Source organism: Enterobacter cloacae complex sp. HYC074_NIDB (assembly GCF_056673345.1).
This window is the reverse complement of sequence record NZ_CP114214.1, coordinates 507,455-532,085: the sequence shown is the minus strand read 5'-3', so window position 1 is coordinate 532,085 and position 24,631 is coordinate 507,455. Positions and strand designations below refer to the sequence as shown.

The window sequence follows — 24,631 nt, the reverse complement described above, 5'->3', positions numbered from 1 at the left end:
TCAAATCAATTCTTATCGGAATAGCTCATGACGGAAGCGCAACGGCATCAAATTTTACTGGAACTCCTGGCGCAAACAGGGTTTATCACCGTCGAGAAAGTGATCGAACGTTTAGGGATCTCCCCCGCTACCGCGCGACGGGATATCAACAAGCTGGATGAGAGCGGCAAGCTGAAAAAAGTCCGCAATGGCGCAGAGGCCATCAGCCAGCAGCGTCCACGCTGGACGCCGATGAACATCCACCAGGCGCAGAATCACGATGAAAAGGTGCGGATTGCCAGAGCGGCGTCACAGCTCGTGAATCCCGGGGAGAGCGTGGTGATCAACTGCGGTTCGACGGCGTTTCTGCTGGGCCGTGAAATGTGCGGCAAGCCGGTGCAAATCATTACCAACTATCTGCCGCTGGCCAATTATCTCATTGACCAGGAACATGAAAGCGTGGTGATCATGGGCGGCCAGTATAACAAGAGCCAGTCCATCACCCTGAGCCCGCAGGACAGTGAAAACAGCCTCTACGCCGGGCACTGGATGTTTACCAGCGGCAAAGGTCTGACGGCGGATGGCCTGTATAAAACCGATATGCTCACCGCAATGGCAGAGCAGAACATGCTTAACGTGGTGGGCAAGCTGGTGGTGCTGGTCGACAGCAGCAAGGTCGGTGAACGCGCCGGCATGCTTTTCAGCCGCGCCGAGCAAATCAGCATGGTGATCACCGGCAAAAACGCCAACCCCGAGATCCTCAGCAAGCTGGAGGATCAGGGTGTCACGGTGCTGCGCGTTTAAAGGTGCTGGCGGAAAAACGCCACGGTGGCTTCCAGCGCGGCCGGGGTAATACGGTGCCGGACACCCGCTCCCCACAGGCAGATCAGATTACTGTCCAGCCCTTCGCGCTGTAGCGCCTGTTGCAGGCGGAACGTTTCACCGGGCGGTACGACGTCGTCGGCATCCCCATGCCACAGCAGCAGCGGACGATCGGCCAGCTGCGAAAGCGCATGGCTGACGTCCCATTCAGACAACAGGGTCTCAATCTCCTGAGGGGCCTGCGGCGGGAATAGCGTCTTTGCCAGCGACGTAAAGTAGCCCGATCCCATCAGGCAAGCCACGGACGTCACCTCCGGATGCCTGGCCATGATCCCCAGCGCCGTCATTCCGCCCATTGATGCGCCTGCGACCGCCAGCCGTTTCCCCTCCACCAGCCCGGCCTGCAAGAGCGCGTCACGCAGCCCGGCGAACTCGGTCAGATTGCCGTGCAGCGTTTGCCAGAACAGCCCCAGCCGCGCCTGCTCATCGCCCGTAAAGCGTGCCCCATGATTCGGCGCATCAGGCATGACCACCCGGAAACCGGCCTGCGCCAGCGCGACGGCAAAATAGCTGTAGACCAGCTTCGAGGAGAGAAAGCCATGATAGAAAACTACCGTCGGCAGCGGCTGTTCACCTTTACCAGCCGGAAAAGCATGGATGATTTCATGCTCACTCAGCTGGCGAGTTTCAATTTCAATCATTGTCGATCCTGTGCTGATGAATGATTCATAATGTTGAGAGCTGGATTACGGTTTCACGATATTTTCATTCGAAATCTACGTCCCAGATAACACTTCGGGAACATTCCCCCAAAACTAAATTCGCAGACAACTACACTATGGCTATCAGGAAAAGAGACAGGTTTATGCGCAGGCTTACCGCTTTATTGCTGGTCTCGCTGCTCAGCGGATGTTCCGTATTGCAGGGTACGCCAGAACCGGCGCCGCCGGTTACCGATCATCCTCAGGAAATTCGTCGTAATCAGACGGAAGGATTACAACGCCTGGGTACCGTATCCGCGATGGTTCGTGGTTCCCCGGATGATGCAGAAGACGCAATTGAAGCGCAGGCCGTTGCCGCAAAAGCAGATTATTACGTCATCACGATGATTGATGAAACCATTATTACGGGACAGTGGTACGCCCAGGGCATTTTGTACCGTAAGTAAGCATCATCATTTGAACGACTTTTACACTGCTTTGCGTCCGTAGACATTTTCCTGTCCACAATAAACTCCATGCCAGCAACAATGGAAATGAGTTTATTCGCGAAGGATTGCCCGGCGGATACCGGAGACACGTGAAAAGGAGCTGACGATGAAACGAACCCTTGCTTTAACGACGCTATTGCTTTCAGCGGGCCTGCTGAGCACCACGGCGCAGTCGGCCGAATTTGCCAGCGCGGATTGCGTCACGGGCCTGAACGAGATTGGTCAGATCTCCGTCAATAATATCACGGGGAGTCCGCAAGACGTTGAACGTGTCGTCGCTCTGAAGGCCGATGAACAGGGCGCATCCTGGTATCGCATCGTCCAGATGCAGGAAGATCACCATGTTAATCACTGGCGTGTGCAGGCCATTCTTTATGCCTAGTCCCTTCCGATAAAAGCCACTTAATTTTAGTGGCTTTTCACTTTTGCAAATTTTTTATCTCTCTCAAAACCTAACGAAAACAAACATGTAACATTAAGTTACATTAAAGAGGTAAACGTTATCTCTGCTCTGCCGTTGAACAGCCATCACTTTTCAATAATGAGCAATTTATGATCACCTTTTTCCGCCGGGCAGGTCTGGGCACGAAGCTATCGCTGCTAACAGGTGCCAGTGTCGCCACGCTTTTTTTGCTGTTCACTTTTCTGTTGAGCCACAACGCCAGCCAGCAGCTTGAAGATCTTGCGGTTGAAGACCTGCATAACCAGTCTACCGGCATGGTGGATATGGTAGAGATGTTCAACACCAGCCTGAGCGAAGAGGTCGAGAGCTATACCCGCCTGTTCACCACCTTTTTGCCACAGCCATTGAACAGCGACAGCAGCCAGAGCCGGACCATTAACGGCCTTACCGTTCCTCTGCTGAAGGGCGGTGAAACGGAGTTGCATGAAAACAATACGCTTTCTGATGACTTCCTGAGCCGAACGGGGGCCATCTCGACGCTGTTTGTCCGCAGCGGTAACGATTTTATCCGCGTGGCCACGTCGCTGCGCAAAGAGAATGGCGACCGCGCCATCGGAACCGTTCTTGATACCACCAGCCCGGCATTTGCGGCTGTCACCAAAGGGGAGGTCTATCGCGGCCTCGCGCTGCTGTTCGGCAAGCGCTATATCACGCAGTACCAGCCTGTTAAAAATGCGGAAGGCCAGGTTATCGGGATTATCTTTGTTGGCGTCGACATCACCCATTCCTGGAACGTCATGCGCGAGAAAATCCTTAACCGTCGTCTGGGCGAGAGCGGTCACTTCTTTGTACTGGATCGCAGCAGCGGTAAAACGTACGGACAGTATCTGTTCCATGCCAGCGAAGAGGGCAAACTGCCCAACTGGGACACGGCGACACAGCAGCAGCTTCTGAGTGATAAAGCCGGCACGCTGGAACGCGTGAGCGCGGATGGCCGTACGCTCAAAGTCGCCTACACGCCGCTGCCGGGCTGGAACTGGACCATCGTGGGTGAAGTGGATAAAGCCGTACTGCTTTCAAGCGTCACCACGCTGCGCGATCGCTTCCTGATGGCGGGCGTGGTGCTATCCGCGCTCTTCGCGGGCCTGTTCGTTATCCTCATTCGCCGGATGCTAACCCGCCCACTGCGCGCAGTGATCGCGCTTGCCCGGCAGTATGCCGCAGGCGATCTTCGCGCCAGCCTGCCGGTAACCCGCCAGGATGAAGTCGGCCAGCTGATTGATGCCATCAACGGGATCGGGGGCGGCCTGCAAAAAATTGTGTTGCAGGTCCGCGAGGCCGCAAGCGAAATCCATCTGGGGACTAACGCGCTGGCTTCAGATACCGGCGAGATCTCTGAACAAATCAACAAACAGGCCAGCAGCGTTGAGGAGACCTCCGCCAGCATGGAGCAATTAGCCGCCACCGTGCAGCAAAATGCCGCCAACATGGAGCAAACTCAGCAGCTGGTGGGGGAAACCTCGCGCGCGGTGCATCAGGGTGGAGAGACGGTGACCCAAGCAGTTTCCACCATGGATGATATTCGTGATGCATCGAAACGCATTGAAGACATCACCCGCGTGATTGAGTCCATCGCTTTCCAGACCAATATCCTGGCGCTCAATGCGGCGGTTGAAGCGGCGCGGGCGGGCGAGCACGGGAAAGGTTTCGCAGTGGTGGCGCAAGAGGTGCGCGCCCTGGCCGCACGCAGCGCCAACGCGGTAAAAGAGATTGAGCAGCTGATTGGCGACACGCTGAACAAGGTGAGCGAAGGCCATGCGCTTTCTGAGCAGACGCGTCTGGCGATGGATGCCATCATTGTTCATATCGATAACATCAGCCAGCTTGTTACCGAGATCAACCACGCCTCCCGCGAGCAGTCTGCGGGGATTGGTCAGGTGAATCTGGCGATGACGCACATCGGTGAGGCATCGCACATCAATGCCGATCGTATCTCACGCAGCGAGCAGACGGCGCAGACGCTGCGCGAGAAGGGTTCACATCTCACCCGGCTGGTGAGCCTGTTCCAGCTTAAAGCTTAACCGACCCGGCCCGTGGCGCGCAGCAGCAGATCGTTTTGCACCTGTTCGCTCATCAGCGTGCCGCCCCGGGTATCCAGCATCATGCGGCACCACGCCTGCGCCACGGGCGGCGTTGCGTGCCGCAGCATCTGGCTTCCGGCCCCGAGTAAAAAGAGCTGCCGCGCGATCTCCCTGCCCTGCGCTTCCTGCGGTTTACGCAGCTTCTGCTGTAGCTGCCGCCAGCTGCGATCGAAGTGCCTGTCCTGGCCTTTTACCTGCGCGAAATCATCGGCGAGCAGGTCGAGAATGCCCGACTGCTTCGCCAGTACGCGCAGTACATCCAGGCACATAATATTGCCAGAGCCTTCCCAGATGCTGTTGACGGGCATTTCACGGTACAACCGCGGAAGCTCACTCTCTTCGCAATAGCCTGCGCCGCCCAGCACCTCCATTGCCTCTGCCACAAACGGTATGCCCGCTTTGCAGACGCTGTATTTTGCCGCCGGAGTGAATAGCCGCGCCCATGCGGCTTCCTGCGGGTCGGTGCGGTTGTCCCACGCCCGGGCGAGTCGGAACAGCAGTGCCGTGTGTCCCTCCAGCACCAGCGCCATACGGCTTAGCACGTCGCGCATTAACGGCTGGTCGATAAGATTTTTGCCGAAGGTCTGCCGCTGATGGGCATGATAAAGCGCCACCGAGAGCGCACGGCGCATCAGTCCGTGGCTGCCAAGCGCACAGTCAAAGCGCGTCAGCCCGCCCATCTTCAGAATTTGCCGGACACCTTCACCCTCTTCGCCCAGCAGCCAGCCGTAAGCATCAAAGAACTCAGCCTCACTGCTGGCATTTGAACGGTTACCGAGCTTGTCCTTCAGACGCTCAAGGCGCACGGCATTGCGTTGCCCGTCGGGTAAGAAACGCGGGACAAAAAAGCAGGACAACCCGCCCTTCGCCTGCGCGAGCACCAGATGCGCATCGCTCTGCGGCACGGAGAAAAACCATTTGTGCCCCACCAGCCGGTAACTGCCATCACTGCATTTCTCTGCTTTGGTGGTATTACTGAGTACGTCCGAACCGCCCTGCTTTTCCGTCATCCCCATGCCGATCAGCAGGCCGCGCTTTTGCGCCCCCGGTGCGAGATGGGGATCGTAGCGATCGCTCATCAGCGGCGTTAACCAGTCGTGAAACGGTTTGGGTAGCGACTGTAGCAACAGCGGCGTGGCCGCAAAGGTCATGGTCACCGGGCATAGCGTTCCCGCCTCCACCTGAGCATGCAGCACAAAACGCGCGGCCCTGGCGACGAACGATCCTTTCCGCGCCTCCTCCTCCCACGCCAGGTTGTGCACCCGGTTGGCGCAAAGCCCCTGCATCAGAAGATGCCATGCTGGATGAAAGCGGACGTCGTCCAGCCGCTCTCCCGTGGCGTCATAACGCAGCAGCTCCGGCGGATTAACGTTCGCCAGCCTGCCCAGCTCCAGCGACTCCGCCGTACCCAACTGCTGTCCGATGCTGGCAAGAAGATCCACATCCCACTCAGCCCCTTCGCGCGCTACCGCATCGCGCAGGGCGCAATCAGAGAGAAAAAGGTTGCTGTTCGATAGCGGTGCAGGTTGATTAAAAACGGTATGAGTCTGCCAGTGCATGCTGTCTCCCTCCTTTCATTGGCAATAAAGGTAAGTATGGACAGAGGGCATGCACGCTGCATGGGAGGGGGGTCACACGATGACAATCGTGTTGATATCATTCGTGAAATAGCTCACAGAACATAAGAATAAACTATTTCATTACTTCACTAATGCTGAATAATTTATTCTTACCCTGTTTTTGTGAGGATCGTTATGCAACAGGATGCGCACAAGCGTGCATTAATTGCAGGCTCCATCGGTAATTTCATCGAGTGGTATGAATTTGCGGTCTACGGTTTTCTGGCAACGGTGATTGCCAGAAACTTCTTCCAGCTTGAGGGGGAAGCGGAGCTCACCAGTCTGATCCTTACCTGGGCCTCGTTCGCCATCGCTTTCTTCTTCCGTCCGCTGGGTGCGGTGGTCTTTGGCCGCATTGGCGACAGGATTGGCCGCAAACCGACGCTGATTATCGTGCTGGTATTGATGACGCTCGCCACCGCTGCCATCGGTATTGTGCCGGTCTACGCCAGTATCGGGATTGCCGCGCCGCTGATCGTTACGCTCCTGCGTATTCTGCAAGGACTGTTCGCGGGCGGTGAGTATGGCGGTGCGGTCTCATTGATGACGGAGTTCGCCCCGCGCGGCAAGCGCGGTCTTTACGGGGCATGGCAGTCCTTCACCGTGGCGCTCGGACTGTTAGCGGGCGCAGGTATTGTCGCGTTGCTCTCTGCCCTGCTCTCCCCTGAAGCCTTGCACGACTGGGGCTGGCGCATTCCGTTCTTCCTGGCGTTGCCGATGGGTGCGGTCGCGCTATGGCTGCGGGTGAGCATGGAAGAGACGCCGAGCTTTGTGCAGCAACGGGAAAAACCGGTTGTTACTCAGGCCACCACCGCCGCCACGTTCAAAACCATCCTGATGGGCATTGGCCGCGTGATGGCCTGGTCTGCGGCGGGCTATACCTATCTGGTGATTATGCCGACCTATCTGCAATCTGCGCTGCACACCGGTTTTAACCAGGCGCTGCTGATTGCGGTGATTTCTAACATTGGGTTTGCGCTCACGATCATTCCGTCGGGCATGCTGAGCGACAGGATCGGGCGGCGGACGGTGATGATTATCTCCACCGTGCTCCTGCTGATCCTCGCCCTGCCGCTGCTGAAAATTTTGCAGGCGGAAACCAGTACGCTGGCGGTCAAAGCGATTGTGGTGCTGATTGCGGGAGGTCTGGTTGGGATGCTGGCAGGGCCGGGGCCGGCAATGCTGTCTGAGATGTTCCCGACGCGCGTGCGTTATACCGGGCTGGGGCTGGCCTATTCTCTGTCGAATGCGATCTTCTCGGGCTGCGCCGGGCTGATCATTACCGGGCTGATTAAAGAGACGGGCAATCTGGATATTCCGGCGTACTACGTGATGGCAACGGCGGTGGTGAGTATTTTCGCGCTGATGACGCTGAGGAAGGATGACCATTTACGGTCGTTAGAGGAGTGAGATTGTTGCCCGGTGGCGCTGCGCTTAGCGGGCCTACGTTACCATGCTTTTGTAGGCCGGGTGAGGCGAAGCCGCCACCCGGCACAACAGGCTACCCGCGCTGACGCACCGCTTCGAACAGGCAGATACCCGTCGCAACAGAAACGTTCAGGGACGACACGCTGCCTGCCATCGGGATGCTGATCAGCTCGTCGCAGTGCTCGCGCGTCAGACGACGCATGCCTTCACCTTCTGCCCCCATCACCAGCGCCATGCGGCCGGTCATTTTGCTCTGATACAGGGTGTGATCCGCTTCACCGGCTGTGCCGACGATCCAGATATTCTCTTCCTGCAACAGACGCATGGTGCGCGCCAGGTTAGTCACGCGGATCAGCGGAACGTTTTCCGCCGCGCCGCAGGCAACTTTTTTAGCGGTAGCGTTAAGCTGCGCGGAACGATCTCTTGGCACAATCACCGCATGCACGCCTGCTGCATCGGCGCTACGCAGGCACGCGCCCAGGTTATGCGGGTCGGTTACGCCATCAAGGATCAGGAAGAACGGGTTATCCAGCTCAGCGATCAGATCCGGCAGATCGTTCTCCTGATACTGACGGCCTGGCTTCACGCGCGCGATAATGCCCTGGTGTACAGCTCCTTCGCTTTTCTCATCCAGATACTGGCGGTTCGCCAGTTGGATCACTACGCCCTGCGCTTCCAGCGCGTGGATCAGCGGCATCAGACGTTTATCTTCTCGCCCTTTCAGAATAAAAACTTCCTGAAAACGCTCCGGCGCGCGCTCCAGCAGGGCCTGCACCGCGTGGATGCCGTAAATCATTTCACTCATTGATGGTTCTCGTAATAAATATTTTCCCTCTCCCGTTGGGGAGAGGGTCAGGGTGAGGGGAAATTACTCCGCCTGCTGTTTCTTCGCCGCGCGCTTCGCTTTGGTCGCGGCCGCTATTTTTTGGGTCTTGGTCGACGGTTTTTTCGCTTTACGAGCGTCTTTTTTTGCCGCCTTGGGCTTCTGTTTCTTCTCGCCACGGAAAGCGCTGTCTGGCTCAAAGTTTACTCTTTTACCTGCCTGACGTCGCTTGCCGCCCGCTTTACCGTTGCCACCTTTTTTCGCTTTCTCACGCTCGGTTTTCCCGACGTTACGCGGCGCGCGCTCGCTGGAGATCAGGCTGAAGTCGATTTTACGGTCGTCCATATTCACGGCTTCAACCTTCACTTCCACCCGATCTCCCAGACGGTAGGTCTGGCCGCCGGATTCGCCGATCAGACGTTGTCCGACCTGGTCGAAGCGGTAGTAATCGTTATCGAGGCTGGAAACGTGCACCAGACCGTCGATAAACAGCTCATCCAGACGCACGAAGAAGCCAAAGCCGGTGACGCTGGCAATCACGCCTTTAAAGATATTACCCACCTGATCCAGCATAAAGTCACACTTCAGCCAGTCCGCCACGTCGCGCGTTGCTTCATCCGCACGACGCTCGGTCATGGAACAGTGCTGGCCCAGTTGCAGCATCTCCTCCATGGAGTAGTGATACCCTCCGGTTTCGGTCGTATTGCCTTTATGACCCTGCTCGTGCGCCAGCAGATACTTGATCGCACGGTGCAGGGACAGATCCGGATAACGGCGGATCGGCGAAGTGAAGTGCGCGTACGACTGTAAAGCCAGACCAAAGTGGCCCCGGTTTTCCGGATCGTAAATCGCCTGCTTCATGGAGCGCAGCAGCATGGTTTGCAGCATTTCCGCGTCAGGACGATCGCTGATGGATTCCAGCAGCTCGGCGTAATCGCGTGGCTCAGGCTTATTACCGCCAGGCAGCTCCAGACCGAGTTCAGCCAGCACGGAGCGGAACGAGGTTACGGCTTCCGTGGTTGGCTTGTCGTGAATACGGAACAGCGCAGGCTCTTTGGCTTTCTCAACGAAACGTGCCGCCGAGATGTTTGCCAGGATCATACACTCTTCAATCAGCTTGTGCGCATCGTTACGCTGGGTCTGCTCGATACGCTCGATACGACGCTCAGCGTTAAAGATAAACTTCGCCTCTTCACTCTCAAACGAGATCCCACCGCGCTCTTCGCGCGCCTGATCCAGCGTTTTGTAGAGGTTGTGCAGCTCTTCGATGTGTTTGACCAGCGGCGCGTACTGTTCGCGCAGATCCTGATCGCCCTGCAACATATGCCAGACCTTGGTATAGGTCAGGCGCGCATGGGAACTCATCACTGCTTCGTAGAACTTATAGCCCGTCAGACGTCCCTTGCTGGAGATGGTCATTTCGCAGACCATACACAGGCGGTCCACCTGCGGGTTGAGGGAACACAGGCCGTTGGAGAGCACTTCTGGCAGCATCGGTACAACCTGAGACGGGAAGTAGACCGACGTACCGCGGCTGCGCGCTTCGTTATCCAGCGGCGTGTGTGGACGCACGTAGTAGCTCACATCCGCGATAGCCACCCACAGACGCCAGCCACCACCACGTTTTTTCTCACAGTACACGGCATCATCGAAGTCACGGGCGTCTTCACCATCAATGGTGACCAGCGGCAGATCGCGCAGATCCACGCGGCCTGCTTTGGACTCTTCCGGCACTTCTTCACGCAGGTTTTCGATCTGGTCTTCAACCGCTTTCGGCCAGACGTACGGAATTTCATGGGTGCGCAGCGCCATATCAACGGCCATGCCGGTGCCCATGTTATCGCCCAGCACTTCAACGATTTTACCCACCGCTTTGGTACGGCGGGTCGGGCGCTGGGTGAGTTCAACCACCACCACAAAGCCCATGCGTGCGCCCATCACCTCTTCAGGCGGGATGAGAATGTCGAAGCTCAGACGGCTGTCGTCCGGCACCACAAAGCCTACGCCCGCATCGGTAAAGTAACGGCCAACGATCTGGCTGGTTTTCGGCACCAGCACGCGGACCACGCGCGCTTCGCGGCGGCCTTTACGGTCTGCACCCAGCGGCTGCGCCAGGATCTGGTCGCCGTGAATACACATCTTCATCTGTTCAGATGAGAGGTACAGGTCGTCTTTACGGCCTTCCACGCGCAGGAAGCCGAAGCCATCGCGGTGACCAATAACGGTGCCTTTCAGCAGGTCGAGGCGTTCTGGCAGCGCGTAGCACTGGCGACGAGTAAAGACCAGCTGCCCGTCACGCTCCATGGCGCGCAGGCGGCGGCGAAGGGCTTCAATTTGCTCTTCACCTTCAATGTTTAATTCAACGGCAAGTTCTTCACGATTGGCGGGTTTTTCGCGTTTTGTTAAGTGTTCAATGATGAACTCGCGGCTGGGGATAGGATTCGAGTATTTTTCGGCTTCGCGTTCCTGGAAAGGATCTTGTGACATGTCGGTTCCTCCGTTGTCAGCTCCGGTGGAAATTTTCTTCATTCCACCAGCAATAATTTATAAAGCGGTTGATTCTCTTCAACCAAATCGGCCAGCGTGTAGTTATCCAGTTCCTTGAGAAAACTTTGCACGGCCTTTGAAAGCGCCTGTTTCAGGCGGCAAGCGGGCGTAATGTGGCAGAACGCGCTGCTACAGTTCACCAGAGAGAGCGGCTCCAGTTCACGTACCACATCGCCAATACGGATACTCTGTGCCGGTTTACCGAGACGGATCCCTCCATTCTTCCCGCGGACGGCAGCAACGTATCCGGCACGACTAAGTTGATTGATTATTTTGACCATATGATTACGGGACACACCGTACACCTCTGTGACTTCAGAGATGCTGGTCATCTTCCCATCGGGTAACGACGCCATGTAAATCAGCGCGCGTAAGCCGTAATCGGTGAAACTTGTTAACTGCACATCAACCTCAGGAAAAAGGGAAAACGCGGTTAAACCGCAGAGATATTCATTAATGATGATAAACCAGCCAGATAGTTAGCGGCTAATTTATTTGACAGACGGGGCGAAAAAGCGGAGATCCAGGAGCGGTCGCCGGATGGCGCTGCGCTTATCCGGCCTACGGGTTTCCCCGCAGGCCAGCAGTCACGAAGATTATGCGTCGAACGGGTCGCGCAGGATCATCGTTTCAGTACGATCCGGGCCGGTAGAAATAATATCGATCGGCACTTCGGTCAGTTCTTCAATGCGCTTGATGTAGTCCAGCGCGGCTTTTGGCAGGCCACTACGCTCTTTCACACCGAAGGTGGTCTCAGACCAGCCCGGCATGGTTTCGTAGATTGGCTCAATGCCTTCCCAGTCGTCAGCAGCCAGCGGAGTGGTGGTCACTTCGCGGCCATCTGGCATGCGGTAGCCAACGCAGATTTTCACTTCTTTCAGGCCGTCCAGTACGTCCAGCTTGGTCAGGCAGAAGCCAGACAGGGAGTTGATCTGCACTGCGCGACGTACGGCAACGGCGTCCAGCCAGCCGGTACGACGACGACGACCGGTGGTCGCGCCAAACTCGTTACCCTGCTTGCACAGGAACTCGCCGGTTTCATCAAACAGTTCGGTCGGGAATGGACCCGCACCCACGCGAGTGGAGTACGCTTTGATGATGCCCAGAACGTAATCCACATAACGTGGACCCAGGCCAGAGCCGGTCGCCACGCCACCCGCGGTGGTGTTAGAGGACGTAACGTACGGATAGGTACCGTGGTCGATGTCCAGCAGCGTACCCTGCGCACCTTCGAACATGACGAAATCGCCACGCTTGCGCGCCTGGTCCAGCAGATCGGACACATCAACAACCATACCGGTCAGAATGTCTGCAATCGCCATGACGTCATCCAGCACTTTCTGGTAGTCAACAGCGTCAGCTTTGTAGAAGTTCACCAGCTGGAAGTTGTGATATTCCATCACTTCTTTCAGTTTTTCAGCGAAGGTCGCTTTGTCGAAGAGGTCACCGACGCGCAGACCGCGACGAGCCACTTTATCTTCGTATGCCGGGCCGATGCCACGACCGGTAGTGCCGATCGCTTTCGCGCCACGCGCTTTTTCACGCGCCACGTCCAGCGCCACGTGATAGTCCAGGATCAGCGGGCAGGCTTCGGAGAGCAGCAGACGCTCACGAACAGGGATACCACGGTCTTCCAGACCTTTCATCTCTTTCATCAGCGCAGCAGGAGACAGCACAACGCCGTTACCGATGATGCTGGTGACGTTTTCGCGAAGAATGCCTGATGGAATAAGATGGAGGACGGTTTTTTCACCGTTGATTACGAGAGTATGGCCTGCGTTGTGACCGCCCTGGTAGCGTACAACATATTTAGCCCGTTCAGTCAGAAGATCAACAATCTTCCCTTTACCTTCGTCACCCCATTGGGTGCCCAGTACGACGACGTTGTTACCCATTTTTTTCAAAATCACCGTTTGCTTAAAAATGGATTCTACCATCGCTTTTTCAGATATACAGCACTTTTTGACCCTAAAATATGCCAATTGCGGTTAGTTTTTGATCAGCCAATCGTTTTCCTCAACATGTAGTAGATAACGATACCAGCAACCACAAGACCACCGCCAAAACGACGCAAAATATTATCCGGCAGTTGGCTCATGGTGGCGATCATCCGGCGCCATGCGCGCGGATAAAGCATCGGGCCGAGGCCTTCCAGCACCAAAACCAGGGCCAGCGCGAGCCAGATCGTTGAATTCATTTTTGTTCCTTATAAAAGAAAACCACCGCTCCGTGAAGAGCGGTGGTTTGAATACTCAAACGAGCCTGAGTTTATCGCGTTGCGTTGGTCGGCGTCTTCATATAACGGAAGAAATCGCTGTCCGGGCTGAGCACCATCACATCCTGGTTGCTCTTGAAGCTATTCTCGTAAGCGCGCAGGCTACGAATGAAGGCATAGAAGTCCGGATCCTGGCTGAATGCATCAGCAAACAGTTTCGCGGCTTCCGCATCACCTTCACCGCGCAGGATACGACCCTGGCGCTCAGATTCCGCCAGCGTCTTGGTGACTTCATAGTCCGCTGCCGCGCGCAGTTTTTCCGCTTCTTCCTGACCCTGTGAACGGTGACGACGGGCTACCGCTTCACGCTCGGCGCGCATACGGTTGTAGATCGCCTCGGACACTTCCGCTGGCAGGTTGATCTGCTTGATGCGCACATCAACCACTTCGATGCCCAGCGCCGCCATACTGTTCGGGTTGATCACCGGCACTTTACCGTTGGTTTCAGCCTGAACACGTTCAGCCGCTTTGGCAATCGCATCGTCTGCCGCCGGGGTTTCAACTTCATCCTCGGTGCCCGCAGAGCCGGAGTTCAGCGCATCACGCACTTCCAGCGTCAGACGACCACGGGAGTCGGTCACAATGTCTTTCACATCCAGACGACCAATTTCAGAACGCAGACGGTCAGAGAACTTACGTTTCAGCAGCACTTCTGCCTGAGAAACGTCGCCACCCCCGGTTGCCAGGAAGTAGCGGCTGAAATCGCTGATGCGCCATTTGATATAGGAATCAACGATCAGGTCTTTCTTCTCTTTGGTCACGAAACGATCGGCCTGGTTATCCATGGTCTGGATACGCGCATCGAGCGTTTTCACTGACTGAATGAACGGGATCTTAAAGTGCAGACCCGGCTCATAAATCACCGGACGCTTGTCGCCGTCACGCACGACGCTGCTGAACTGGAACTTGATCCCACGCTCGCCCTCTTTCACCACAAAGATGGAGGTGTAGAGCACGACCAGTACAATGATGATGATCGCAATAACTGACTTACGCATCCTTATTCCCCCTGACGCTGGTAGTCGTTACGCTGCGCGTTGGCACGGCGTTGGTCCATAATGTCACCATCGTTCGAAGAAGGCGTTGTGTTCGCGCTGGCGCTGCCAGACGAGGCCGGTGGCAGACGCAGCAGGTTGTTCGCACCGCTGTTGTCTTTTGCTGCCGGTGCAGAACCGCCTTTCAGCATCTGATCCAGCGGCAGGACCATCAGGTTTCCGCCTTTGTTGTCGTTAACCAGCACTTTACGCGTATGGCTCAGCACTTTTTCCATGGTCTCGATATAGAGACGCTCACGGGTAATTTCCGGCGCGGCTTTATATTCCGGCAGGATCTTCGCGAAGCGAGCCACTTCACCCTGTGCTTCCAGGATGGTCTGGGTCTTATACGCACGCGCTTCTTCCAGAATACGCTGCGCCTGACCGTTTGCACGCGGCTGAACTTCGTTGGTGTACGCTTCCGCTTCACGGATGTACTGCTGTTCGTTTTCACGCGCGGCAATCGCATCGTCAAAGGCGGCTTTCACCTCTTCCGGCGGACGTGCAGCCTGGAAGTTGACGTCCAGCAGGGTGATACCCATGTTGTACGGACGGATGGTCTCTTCCAGCTCACGCTGGGTATCGCTACGAATAACGGTACGACCTTCGGTCAGGATACGGTCCATGGTGTATTTACCGATCACGCCACGCAGGGCGCTGTCGGTCGCCTGACGCAGGCTGTCATCGGCGCTGGTCACGCTAAACAGATAACGTTCCGGATCGGTCACGCGGTACTGTACGTTCATCTCAACGCGCACCACGTTCTCGTCAGAGGTCAACATCACGCCAGAGGCGGCCAGTTCACGGACGGACTCCACGTTAACCGCGGTCACGTCATCAATGAAGGTCGGCTTCCAGTTCAGGCCCGGTTCAACCAGATGGCTGAACTTACCGAAACGGGTGACCACACCGCGTTCTGCTTCTTTAATGGTGTAGAACCCGCTGGCTGCCCAGATGATTACTACCGCAGCGGCGACAATGCCCACCACGCGGCCACCCATTGGCGGGCGCGGACTCTGAGTGGAATTGCCACCCGAGCCAGAACCTTTTCCTCCGCCAAGGCCACCAAGCTTTTTGCTCAGTTTGCGGAAGATATCATCCAGATCCGGCGGCCCCTGCTCGCGACCACCTTTGTTGCCATTTCCCCCAGAGTTGCCGCCTTGATTATTGCTGCTTCCCCACGGGTCGCGGTCTTGTCCGTTATTACCGGGCTGATTCCACGCCATGTATATGCTCCATATTTGTTATGCAAGGGCGAATTTTTCAGGCTTCCCCTTTCTGATCAGACGATATAGTCCGCCAGCGCAGGTTCTTGTTTACAGAGGCGACGCCAGTCAACGATCGGCATACGCACCTGCATCCCCACGCTGCCGTCATCCTCCATCCACTCTTTTTCTATCGCCTGAAGCTGATAAAACCGGCTGCGCAGCCTGCCTTCCTGTGGCGGCAGTCGCAGCGTGTGCTGAGCTACCTCACCGGAAAGACGTTCTGTCAAAGCCTGGAAAAGCAGTGGCACACCAATCCCGGCCTGAGCAGACAGCCAGACCCGAATCGGTTTGTTCTCTTCGTCTCGGTCAATACGCGGTTCAAAATCGTCCAGCATATCGATCTTGTTCATCACCAACAGGGTAGGAATTTCGTGGGCGTCGATCTCTTCGAGCACCACGTTCACCGCGTCGATGTTCTCCTGCACGCGTACGTCAGCCGCATCAATCACATGCAGTAGCAGGGTCGCCTGACGCGTCTCCTGCAACGTCGCTTTAAACGCCGCGACCAGATCGTGCGGCAGATGGCGAATAAACCCTACGGTATCCGCCAGCACCGTTTCACCCACGTCTGCGACGTCAATACGGCGCAGGGTTGGGTCCAGGGTCGCAAACAGCTGGTCTGCGGCATACACCTGGGCCTCGGTTATCTGGTTAAACAGAGTGGATTTACCGGCGTTGGTATAGCCCACCAGCGACACCGTTGGGATGTCAGCTTTCGTTCGCGCCCGACGCCCCTGCTCGCGCTGTTTCTCTACACGTTCCAGACGTGAAAGGATCTGGGTAATACGCCCACGCAGTAAACGGCGGTCGGTTTCGAGCTGGGTTTCACCCGGGCCGCGCAAACCAATCCCGCCTTTTTGTCTTTCAAGGTGTGTCCAGCCACGCACCAGACGCGTCGCCAGATGGCGCAACTGCGCCAGCTCAACCTGCAACTTACCCTCGTGGGTACGCGCACGCTGAGCAAAAATATCTAAGATCAACCCCGTGCGATCGATAACACGGCATTCGCAGAGAGCTTCCAGGTTACGTTCCTGAGCCGGAGACAGCGCATGATCAAACAGCACAACAGATGCGCCGGTTGCTTTTACGGCATCCGCAATTTCTACTGCTTTACCTTCACCTACAAAATACTTCGGGTGCGGCGCTTTACGGCTACCAGTAATCACCTGCATTGCTTCGACACCGGCGGAAGAGACCAGAGATTCAAACTCCTGGAGGTCTTCCATATCTTTGTCTTGCGAAAAATAGATGTGTACCAGCACCGCCTGCTCACCGGCGTCATAACGGTCAAACAAGCGTAAACCTCTCTAAAAAGATCAGCGGGGAACGCAGGATCCCTGGCTCCCCGTGTGGATAACAGCCCAAAACCTTATTCGGTTTCTTCGCTGTCCTGCGCTGGTGTTGAAGAACCCTGCGCGTTGCTGCCGTGATGGTAGTTACTGCCAGTGCCGCCGCCAGCGTTATTGCTGTGATGAGATACCGGACGGGACGGAACAACAGTAGAAATCGCGTGCTTATAGACCATCTGGCTGACCGTGTTTTTCAACAGGATCACGAACTGATCGAAAGACTCAATCTGACCTTGCAGCTTAATACCATTCACCAAATAAATAGAAACTGGAACACGCTCCCGACGCAATGCGTTCAGGAACGGATCTTGTAAAGATTGCCCCTTAGCCATTCTATCTTTTCCTTATATGCTTGTTTTGTACTTAGAACCTTGCGATTCTGAAAAATTGCGCACGATACGGCTTAATTGTACACATTCAGTCAGCGATATCACCAATAACCTCAATCACTTCGTTTAACGCCTGTTGTGGTTTTTCACTGTCTAACCAGTGAACCCCCTTCCAACCGCGTAACCAGGTGATCTGGCGCTTCGCTAACTGTCTCGTGGCGCAAACACCTCGATAAACCATTTCATCGTATGAAATCTCGCCTTCAAGATACGACCACATCTGGCGGTACCCCACACAACGAATGGAAGGCATGTCCGTATGCAAATCTCCACGGGCAAAAAGCGCCCGCACTTCTGCTTCAAAATCTGAAGCCAACATCTGATGAAAACGCTGCTCAATTCGTTGATGGAGCAGTTCACGGCTCGCCGGGGCGATGGCGAACTGATGCACCTGATACGGCAGAGCGTCTCCTGACGTTTGCGTCAGTTCCGTTAAAGTTTTACCCGAAATGAAAAAAACTTCCAGTGCCCGGGAAAGCCTTTGCGGATCGTTTGGGTGGATCCGCGCTGCGGCAACCGGGTCAATCTCTTCCAGTTGCCTGTGCAAAACGTCCCACCCCTGCTCTGCCGCCTGCCGCTCAATCTTCGCTCTCACTTCCGGATCGGCCGATGGCAGAGGCGATAACCCCTCCAGCAGCGCCTTAAAGTAGAGCATCGTGCCGCCAACTAACAGCGGTATGCGTCCCGCGGCGGTAATCTCGGCCATCTCGGCTAAGGCGTCGCGGCGAAAATCTGCCGCGGAGTAAGCCTGTGCCGGGTCGAGAATATCCAGTAAACGGTGCGGTGCCGCACGCAGTTCGTCTGCGTTGGGCTTCGCCGTGCCGATGTCCATCCCTCGGTAGATGAGGGCTGAATCAACGCTAATCAACTCTACTGGCAAAACTTTACGTAACTCAATGGCTAACGCCGTTTTGCCGGAGGCCGTTGGCCCCATTAGAAAAATCGCCTTTGGCAGGCTCGCCTTACTTACATCAGTCATGTTTCAGGGCGGTCATCGCCGTTTGTAAATCAACAGGTTGTAACAAACCACCTGGAGGCGCTTTCACCAGCTGTGGACAGAGGCGCTCCACCTCCGCCAGAACGGTAATCGCCTGCGCCATACTCCACGGTGCATGCTCGCTGGCCAGATGGCGGGCGATCCACTGCGCGGTATCGGCGGCATCAAACGTCGTTTGCTGCGCCAGGTAGCCTATCAGTTCAGGAATCAAGTTTTGTAAATTTTGTTGGCGTAAGGGTAAAGGCACTGCGCGAATTGTCACATGCTGCGCGTCCAGTACGATTTCAATCCCCATTTCGGCCAGTTGCGTCTGCACGCGCCGCAAAACCCCTGTTTCTTCAGGGGATATTTTCAGGCGAACGGGGATCAACAGCGGCTGCGCGCAGGCGGCATTCACCCCCGGGGTTAACTGCGCCTGTTTGAGCCAGCGCTCCGCCACGGAAAGCGCCAGCAACAGCAGTTTACCTTCGCGTTCAAGCAACGCCATGTCGGGAGCAATAATGGTCAATACCCGACCAAAACTCTGGCTATGCCCATCCAGAGAGGGGGTTGAAACCGTGATGTGCTCTTTATGCTCCACCGCCGGCGTATCCAGCAGTTTGCGGTACAGCGCCCCCTGCTGTTTGTGGTAGCCCGGCTGAGCGTTGGGATAGTTGGCACCGGTTGGTCGCGGCGCGTTGCCCGCCGGGGATAAACGTGGAGCAGCCGGCTCGCGCGCGACCGCCGGTTCGGCAAAATGGTTACGCCCGGCCGCCACGCGGTTTTCCGGCAGTGGGCGCGGCGCGGGCGCTTCTTTTGCCAGCGGCAACTCTGGCTCTGCCTGCTGCTGCAATACAGCGGCAACGCCCTGGTAGATGAAATCATGCACCAGGCGCGACTGGTGGAAACGCACCTCGTGCTTGGCGGGGTGCACGTTAACGTCAACCTGGTGCGGGTCGATCTCCAGATAAAGCACAAAGGCGGGCTGTTGATCGGCGCCGAGCTTATCTTCGCAGGCCTGTCGAATAGCGTGGTTAATCAGGCGGTCGCGCATCATGCGGCCGTTGACGTAGCAATACTGAATTTCTGCGAACGCGGCGCTGCTGGCGTTCGGATCGGCAACCCAGCCACGCAGGGCCAGATCGCCATGCTGCCACTCAATGGCCAGCGCCTTTTCCAGAAACGGTGTGCCGCAGATGGCGCCCAACCGACGCTCCTTTTGTCCACCCTCCGCCACCGCGCGATACTGGCGCATCACCTTACCGTTATGGCTGAGGTTGAGGGTGACATCAAAGCGCGCCAGCGCGATGCGGCGGATGATCTCGTCGATATGTCCGAATTCGGTCTTCTCGGTTCGCATAAACTTGCGCCGGGCGGGCGTGTTATAGAAGAGATCCAGCACTTCAAGCGTGGTGCCTACCGGGTGCGCCGCAGGTTTAACCGTGACGTCCATATCGCGCCCTTCGGCGTAGGCCTGCCAGGCTTCCTGCTGGTCGGCCGTGCGGGAGGTCAACGTTAAGCGGGAAACGGAGCTGATACTGGCCAGCGCTTCGCCGCGAAAACCCAGGCTGATTATCGCTTCCAGATCGTCAAGTGAGGCAATTTTACTGGTGGCATGACGCGCCAGCGCCAGCGCCAGTTCGTCCTTTTTGATGCCACAGCCGTTATCACGAATGCGAATAAGCTTTGCGCCCCCGCGTTCGATATCGATATCAATGCGGGTCGCCCCTGCATCGAGGCTGTTTTCCACCAGTTCCTTCACCACCGACGCAGGGCGTTCCACCACCTCACCGGCGGCGATTTGGTTCGCGAGCTGCGGCGGTAGAACCTGAATCGGCATGAACTCTCCTTAATTAGTCGCGGTCATTTCACCCGGCAGCGCGGCGCTTGCCGTCTGGGCTGCCCCGCCCTGCGGCGCAGACTGAAGCGGATGCGCGTCAAAGTATTTACGCAGACCGTTATAAATCGCTTCGGCAATTTGCTGCTGATAGCTGTCGCTTCCCAGTAAACGCTCTTCACCATGGTTACTGATAAAGCCCGTCTCTACCAGAATCGACGGGATATCCGGCGAACGCAGGACACCAAGGCTTGCATGCTCCGGGCGACGCTTATGCAGCGATCCAATGCTTTGCAGCTGGCTCAGTACGTTAGTGGCGACATCATACCCGACGCGCTGAGAATGACCGAACTGTAAATCCAGCACCGCCTGGCTGAGATACGGATCGGCCTGGCTGTTTGCCAGCACATCGCCTGCCCCGCCTAACAGTTCAGATTGCTTCTCGTGCTCTTCAAGCCAGTTCGCCATTTCACTGTTGGCGCGACGGTTTGACAGCACCCATACCGACGCGCCGGTGGCGTTACGGTTCGGCGCAGCATCCGCGTGAATCGACACCAGGAAGTTGGCGTTTTGCTTACGCGCCACATCCGAGCGTCCCATCACTGAAATAAAGTAATCTCCGTCGCGGGTCATGACCCCTTTAAACATCGGATCGTCATTCAGAAGCGCACGCAGCTTACGGGCAATGGCGATAGTGACGTTTTTCTCCCGCGTGCCGCCCGGGCCAATCGCGCCAGGATCTTGCCCGCCGTGTCCGGCGTCGATGGCGATAATCACTTTGTCGCCACTGACCGGTGTTCGCCGCGCGCTGACCGCCGGACGCGTCACCGTGTTGCTGCTGGTCACGGCGGTAAGTCGGTCATTTTGTGATTTAAACGGATTACGGGCTGGCTCAGACGGCCTTGGGGTATAAACCGGCGCTTCCACGCGTTTTGCTACAACAGGTGCAGGCGGTGGCGGCGGCGGAACATCAGCATTAATGGTAAAGACCACCGTATAATTGGCGCCGTTTTGCTGCTTAACCGCCTTCGTTTTGCCCTTTTCGGTGAGATCGACCACCAGACGCAGAGACTGCGTATCCTTCGGCGTTCCCGAACGGATGCTTTTCACCAGATTGTTGCCGCTGAACTGGAGCGGCAGCCCATGGATCACCCCGGTCTGTTTAATATCGAGCGCCACGCTGCGGCTGTCGATTTGTGAGAAAGCATATTCAGGATCGCCCATAAAGCTGAACGTAATGCGGGCCTGGCTATCGCCATTCGACACCTGAATATCCGAGAGGCTGGCCGCCCCGACCTGCGCGCACAGCAGGACCGTGGCAGCCAGCACCCAACCTTTAACGCGATTAATCATCCCGTTATCCCTACGCTCAACCGGCTAAACGCGCCAGTAAGGAACAGCCTGATGAGGAAACCGCACTGATGCGTGCCTCACGCCCTTGTGCCTGGTAATCTAAGTGAATTTCGACATCCGGGTCAGGCAGCACACCCGCACCTTGTTGCGGCCACTCCACCAGGCAGATGGCGTCGTTGGCAAAGTAATCGCGGATCCCCATAAACTCCAGCTCCTCCGGGTCCGCAAGACGATATAAATCAAAGTGGTACACCATGATATTTTCAAGCGTGTACGGTTCCACCAGCGTGTAGGTCGGGCTTTTTACGTTCCCGTTATGGCCTAACGCCTGCAAAAAGCCACGGCTGAAGGTTGTTTTACCCGCGCCTAAATCACCATACAGATAAATGACGGTCGCCCCCTGACAGGCCTGCGCCACGCGCTTGCCGAGATCTAAAGTGGCTTGTTCATCAGGTAAAGGAATCGCTCGATTAGTCATTTTCTACGTCAATCACATCCGGGTTAACAACACGCCGCAGCGTGCAAAAAAGATCGGTGGCCAGCATACCGCGCGTTCCGTAACGAGCAGCCAGCCTGTCAGCCGCCGCACCGTGAGCCACGCAGCCCGCACAGGCTGCATCATAAAGGGGAAGTTTCTGTCCGAGCAATGCGCCAATGATGCCAGAGAGCACATCGCCCATGCCGCCGCTCGCCATGCCTGCATTACCGGCATCAACGATGCCCATCGCATCATCGCTGGCGATAACGGTTCCCGCCCCTTTCAAAACGGCAACACCTCCGTAACGTTTTACCAGACGTTGGGCTGAAAGTAAGCGATCGCTTTCAATTTCTGCCACGCTACAGTTAAGCAGCCGTGCGGCTTCGCCGGGGTGCGGCGTCAGAATGCGATTGTGACGCTTATCCGGGTTTATTGCCAGAAGGTTAAGCGCGTCGGCATCCCAGAGCATCGGTTTACGAAAATTCTCGGCCTTTTGCAGGGCCTGTTTACCCCACTCCTGCTGACCCAGGCCCGGACCAATGACCACCACGTCCGCCCACTCAAGACCCTTTTCAATCGCCTGCGGGGTAAGCTCGTGGACCATCAGCTCCGGCCGCGCGGTAATAATGGGCGGAATGTTTTCGCTGCGGGTCAGCACGCGTATTAATCCGCCGCCGCTGCGCAACGCGGCCTCTCCGGTCATTCGAATCGCACCTGCCGTGCCATGATCGCCACCAATAATCAGCAGTCGGCCATGGTCACCCTTATGGGAGGTGGGACGACGCGGCGGTAGCCACTGTGCAAGCTGGGAGGCATCAAAGCGGGTGATGTGGGTATCCTGTCCGATCAGCCAGTTTTCCAGCCCCAGGGCGTTGTGGTGTAACGTGCCCACGACATCCCGCGCTTTCCCGGTAAGCAGCCCCGGCTTCAGGGCGATAAAGGTCACGGTGTGCGCCGCCTCAATCGACACGCCCGGCGTCGCGCCGGTTTGCGCCATCAGGCCGGAGGGAATATCCAGCGCTACCACCGGGGCGGGGTGCGCATTAGCGCGCGTAATCAGCGCGGCGACGTCATCGCGAGGCGCGCGCATCAGTCCCGTCCCCAGCAGACCATCAACAATCACGTCGACATCCTCGGGCCAGATAATATCAGGCGCATGAATAATGCCCCCCGCATTCAGCCAGGCCTCTCTCGCCATGCCAGCCTCTTCCGGTAGCGGCTTGTCGCTCTCCAGCGCCATCAGGGTGACGCGCAGCCCCGCCGCCACCGCAAGACGAGCCACCACATAGCCATCGCCACCGTTATTGCCGTGCCCGCACAGGATCAGATAGTGCGAGGCATCCGGATAAGCCGTGCGCGCCACGTTAAACGCCGCCTCGCCCGCGCGCTGCATCAGTTCGTAAAGGGTAATGCCGAGGCTATCTGCGGCCTCTTTCTCGGCCCGACGGAGGTCATCCGCATGCCAGATGGAATGTGGTATACTTGCGAGGTTTTTCTTCACAGTATGGTCCGTCATGTCACAGCCCCTCGATCTCAATGAATTAGCGCAAAAAATAAAACAGTGGGGTGCTGAACTGGGCTTCCAGAAGGTCGGTATTACTGACACCGACCTCTCTGCCAGTGAGCCTAAGCTCCAGGCATGGCTGGATAAACAATACCACGGCGAGATGGAGTGGATGGCGCGTCACGGTATGATGCGTGCCCGCCCCCACGAGCTGTTGCCGGGTACGCTGCGCGTTATTAGCGTACGCATGAACTATCTGCCTGCTAACGCGGCCTTTGCGCGCACGCTAAAAAATCCTTCGCTGGGTTACGTCAGCCGATACGCGCTGGGGCGTGATTACCATAAACTTCTACGCAACCGTCTAAAAAAGCTCGGGGAAACCATTCAACAGCACTGTGTTTCGCTGAATTTTAGACCCTTTGTCGATTCTGCGCCTATTCTTGAGCGCCCGATCGCCGAAAAAGCCGGGCTCGGCTGGACAGGTAAGCACTCACTTATCTTAAGCCGCGACGCGGGCTCATTCTTTTTCCTGGGTGAACTACTGATTGATTTACCTCTGCCGGTAGACAGTCCGGTGGAAGAAGGTTGTGGTCGCTGTGTGGCCTGTATGACCATCTGCCCGACGGGCGCGATTGTCGAACCGTATACCGTTGATGCGCGCCGCTGTATCTCTTATCTCACTATCGAGCTGGAAGGCGCTATTCCAGAGGAGTTTCGTCCGCTTATTGGCAACCGCATCTACGGCTGTGATGACTGTCAGCTGATTTGTCCGTGGAACCGTTATTCACAGTTGACGGACGAAGAAGACTTCAGTCCGCGCAAGGCGTTACATGCCCCGCAGTTGATCGAACTGTTCGCCTGGAGCGAAGCCTGGTTCCTGAAGGTGACGGAGGGTTCCGCCATACGTCGTATCGGCCACCTGCGCTGGCTGCGTAATGTGGCCGTTGCGCTGGGGAATGCCCCGTGGGATGAGGCAAATCTTCAGGCGCTCGAAAGCCGTAGAGGTGAGCACCCACTTCTTGATGAGCACATAGAATGGGCGATTGCGCAGCAAATTGAGAAGCGAAATGCCGGCGTGGTTGAAGTGCAGTTACCGAAGAAACAGCGCCTGGTCAGGGTGATTGAAAAAGGACTGCCGCGGGATGTGTGATATATTCACAGGCTGTGAATAAAAATAAGAATTCAGGCGCCATCAG

22 protein-coding genes are annotated in these 24,631 nt (G+C 56.6%); 6 read left to right on the top strand and 16 right to left on the bottom strand.

Features of this window, described 5'->3' with window-relative positions; genetic code table 11:
• Positions 1-27 precede the first annotated feature (27 nt).
• Complete coding sequence (ulaR, locus tag O1724_RS02580) at positions 28-783, top strand: HTH-type transcriptional regulator UlaR (RefSeq protein WP_003856014.1); 756 nt, start codon at positions 28-30, stop codon at positions 781-783.
• Here the strand turns inward: ulaR and yjfP are convergent.
• Positions 780-1,502, bottom strand: a complete 723-nt coding sequence (yjfP, locus tag O1724_RS02575) for an esterase (protein WP_058648493.1) — start codon at positions 1,500-1,502, stop codon at positions 780-782. The genes ulaR and yjfP overlap by 4 nt on opposite strands.
• Before the next feature lie 137 nt (positions 1,503-1,639).
• Here yjfP and bsmA point away from each other — a divergent pair, with 137 nt between their 5' ends.
• The 3 genes from bsmA (at position 1,640) to O1724_RS02560 (ending at position 4,495) form a co-directional block, all read left to right on the top strand.
• The gene (bsmA, locus tag O1724_RS02570) at positions 1,640-1,969 is read left to right on the top strand and encodes a biofilm peroxide resistance protein BsmA (protein WP_003856011.1); all 330 of its coding nucleotides are present in this window, start codon (positions 1,640-1,642) and stop codon (positions 1,967-1,969) included.
• Between the two features lie 148 nt (positions 1,970-2,117).
• Positions 2,118-2,393: a DUF1471 family protease activator YjfN gene (gene yjfN / locus O1724_RS02565; protein ID WP_003856009.1), complete on the top strand. Its 276-nt coding sequence runs from the start codon at positions 2,118-2,120 to the stop codon at positions 2,391-2,393.
• A gap of 170 nt (positions 2,394-2,563) precedes the next feature.
• Positions 2,564-4,495, top strand: coding sequence for a methyl-accepting chemotaxis protein (locus O1724_RS02560; RefSeq protein WP_126297128.1), 1,932 nt, complete (start codon positions 2,564-2,566; stop codon positions 4,493-4,495).
• Here the strand turns inward: O1724_RS02560 and O1724_RS02555 are convergent.
• Positions 4,492-6,114: an isovaleryl-CoA dehydrogenase gene (locus tag O1724_RS02555; RefSeq protein ID WP_045345886.1), complete on the bottom strand. Its 1,623-nt coding sequence runs from the start codon at positions 6,112-6,114 to the stop codon at positions 4,492-4,494. The two genes, O1724_RS02560 and O1724_RS02555, sit on opposite strands and share 4 nt — an antisense overlap.
• A 195-nt stretch (positions 6,115-6,309) precedes the next feature.
• On the opposite strand from O1724_RS02555, the gene O1724_RS02550 reads away from it, so the two are divergent.
• Positions 6,310-7,584 (top strand): MFS transporter, encoded by a 1,275-nt coding sequence (locus O1724_RS02550; RefSeq protein WP_126297129.1) that lies wholly within the window; start codon positions 6,310-6,312, stop codon positions 7,582-7,584.
• 91 nt (positions 7,585-7,675) lie between these two features.
• On the opposite strand, the gene rlmB is transcribed toward O1724_RS02550, so the two are convergent.
• The 14 genes from rlmB to nnr form a co-directional block, all read right to left on the bottom strand.
• Positions 7,676-8,407: a 23S rRNA (guanosine(2251)-2'-O)-methyltransferase RlmB gene (rlmB, locus tag O1724_RS02545; protein ID WP_003856001.1), complete on the bottom strand. Its 732-nt coding sequence runs from the start codon at positions 8,405-8,407 to the stop codon at positions 7,676-7,678.
• Positions 8,408-8,470: 63 nt separating this feature from the next.
• Entirely contained in the window at positions 8,471-10,912 is a 2,442-nt protein-coding gene (rnr, locus tag O1724_RS02540; protein WP_126297130.1) for a ribonuclease R, read from the bottom strand.
• A gap of 38 nt (positions 10,913-10,950) precedes the next feature.
• Positions 10,951-11,376, bottom strand: a complete 426-nt coding sequence (nsrR, locus tag O1724_RS02535; RefSeq protein WP_003855998.1) for a nitric oxide-sensing transcriptional repressor NsrR — start codon at positions 11,374-11,376, stop codon at positions 10,951-10,953.
• A 192-nt stretch (positions 11,377-11,568) separates the two neighbouring features.
• Positions 11,569-12,867 carry an adenylosuccinate synthase gene (locus O1724_RS02530; protein WP_032628076.1) on the bottom strand — a complete coding sequence of 433 codons (1,299 nt, stop codon included), beginning with the start codon at positions 12,865-12,867 and terminating at the stop codon, positions 11,569-11,571.
• 104 nt (positions 12,868-12,971) lie between these two features.
• A complete protein-coding gene (locus O1724_RS02525) occupies positions 12,972-13,169 on the bottom strand; it encodes a DUF2065 domain-containing protein (RefSeq protein ID WP_003855996.1) in 198 nt (65 codons plus the stop codon).
• 71 nt (positions 13,170-13,240) lie between these two features.
• Positions 13,241-14,245, bottom strand: a complete 1,005-nt coding sequence (gene hflC / locus O1724_RS02520) for a protease modulator HflC (protein ID WP_003855994.1) — start codon at positions 14,243-14,245, stop codon at positions 13,241-13,243.
• A 2-nt stretch (positions 14,246-14,247) separates the two neighbouring features.
• On the bottom strand, positions 14,248-15,507 hold the full coding sequence (hflK, locus tag O1724_RS02515; protein ID WP_003855992.1) for an FtsH protease activity modulator HflK: 1,260 nt from the start codon (positions 15,505-15,507) through the stop codon (positions 14,248-14,250).
• A gap of 56 nt (positions 15,508-15,563) precedes the next feature.
• Entirely contained in the window at positions 15,564-16,844 is a 1,281-nt protein-coding gene (gene hflX / locus O1724_RS02510) for a ribosome rescue GTPase HflX (RefSeq protein WP_003855991.1), read from the bottom strand.
• 74 nt (positions 16,845-16,918) lie between these two features.
• Positions 16,919-17,230: an RNA chaperone Hfq gene (gene hfq, locus O1724_RS02505; protein ID WP_003855990.1), complete on the bottom strand. Its 312-nt coding sequence runs from the start codon at positions 17,228-17,230 to the stop codon at positions 16,919-16,921.
• Between the two features lie 85 nt (positions 17,231-17,315).
• Complete coding sequence (miaA, locus tag O1724_RS02500; protein ID WP_003855989.1) at positions 17,316-18,266, bottom strand: tRNA (adenosine(37)-N6)-dimethylallyltransferase MiaA; 951 nt, start codon at positions 18,264-18,266, stop codon at positions 17,316-17,318.
• Positions 18,259-20,103, bottom strand: coding sequence for a DNA mismatch repair endonuclease MutL (mutL, locus tag O1724_RS02495; RefSeq protein ID WP_048209722.1), 1,845 nt, complete (start codon positions 20,101-20,103; stop codon positions 18,259-18,261). The genes miaA and mutL overlap by 8 nt, the downstream gene beginning before the upstream one ends.
• 9 nt (positions 20,104-20,112) lie before the next feature.
• On the bottom strand, positions 20,113-21,453 hold the full coding sequence (gene amiB, locus O1724_RS02490; RefSeq protein ID WP_126297131.1) for an N-acetylmuramoyl-L-alanine amidase AmiB: 1,341 nt from the start codon (positions 21,451-21,453) through the stop codon (positions 20,113-20,115).
• A gap of 16 nt (positions 21,454-21,469) precedes the next feature.
• Positions 21,470-21,931, bottom strand: a complete 462-nt coding sequence (tsaE, locus tag O1724_RS02485; RefSeq protein WP_003855970.1) for a tRNA (adenosine(37)-N6)-threonylcarbamoyltransferase complex ATPase subunit type 1 TsaE — start codon at positions 21,929-21,931, stop codon at positions 21,470-21,472.
• Positions 21,924-23,447, bottom strand: coding sequence for a bifunctional ADP-dependent NAD(P)H-hydrate dehydratase/NAD(P)H-hydrate epimerase (gene nnr / locus O1724_RS02480; protein ID WP_126297132.1), 1,524 nt, complete (start codon positions 23,445-23,447; stop codon positions 21,924-21,926). Before nnr ends, tsaE begins: the two co-directional genes overlap by 8 nt.
• On the opposite strand from nnr, the gene queG reads away from it, so the two are divergent.
• Entirely contained in the window at positions 23,446-24,585 is a 1,140-nt protein-coding gene (gene queG, locus O1724_RS02475) for a tRNA epoxyqueuosine(34) reductase QueG (protein WP_003855966.1), read from the top strand. The two genes, nnr and queG, sit on opposite strands and share 2 nt — an antisense overlap.
• Positions 24,586-24,631: the final 46 nt, after the last annotated feature.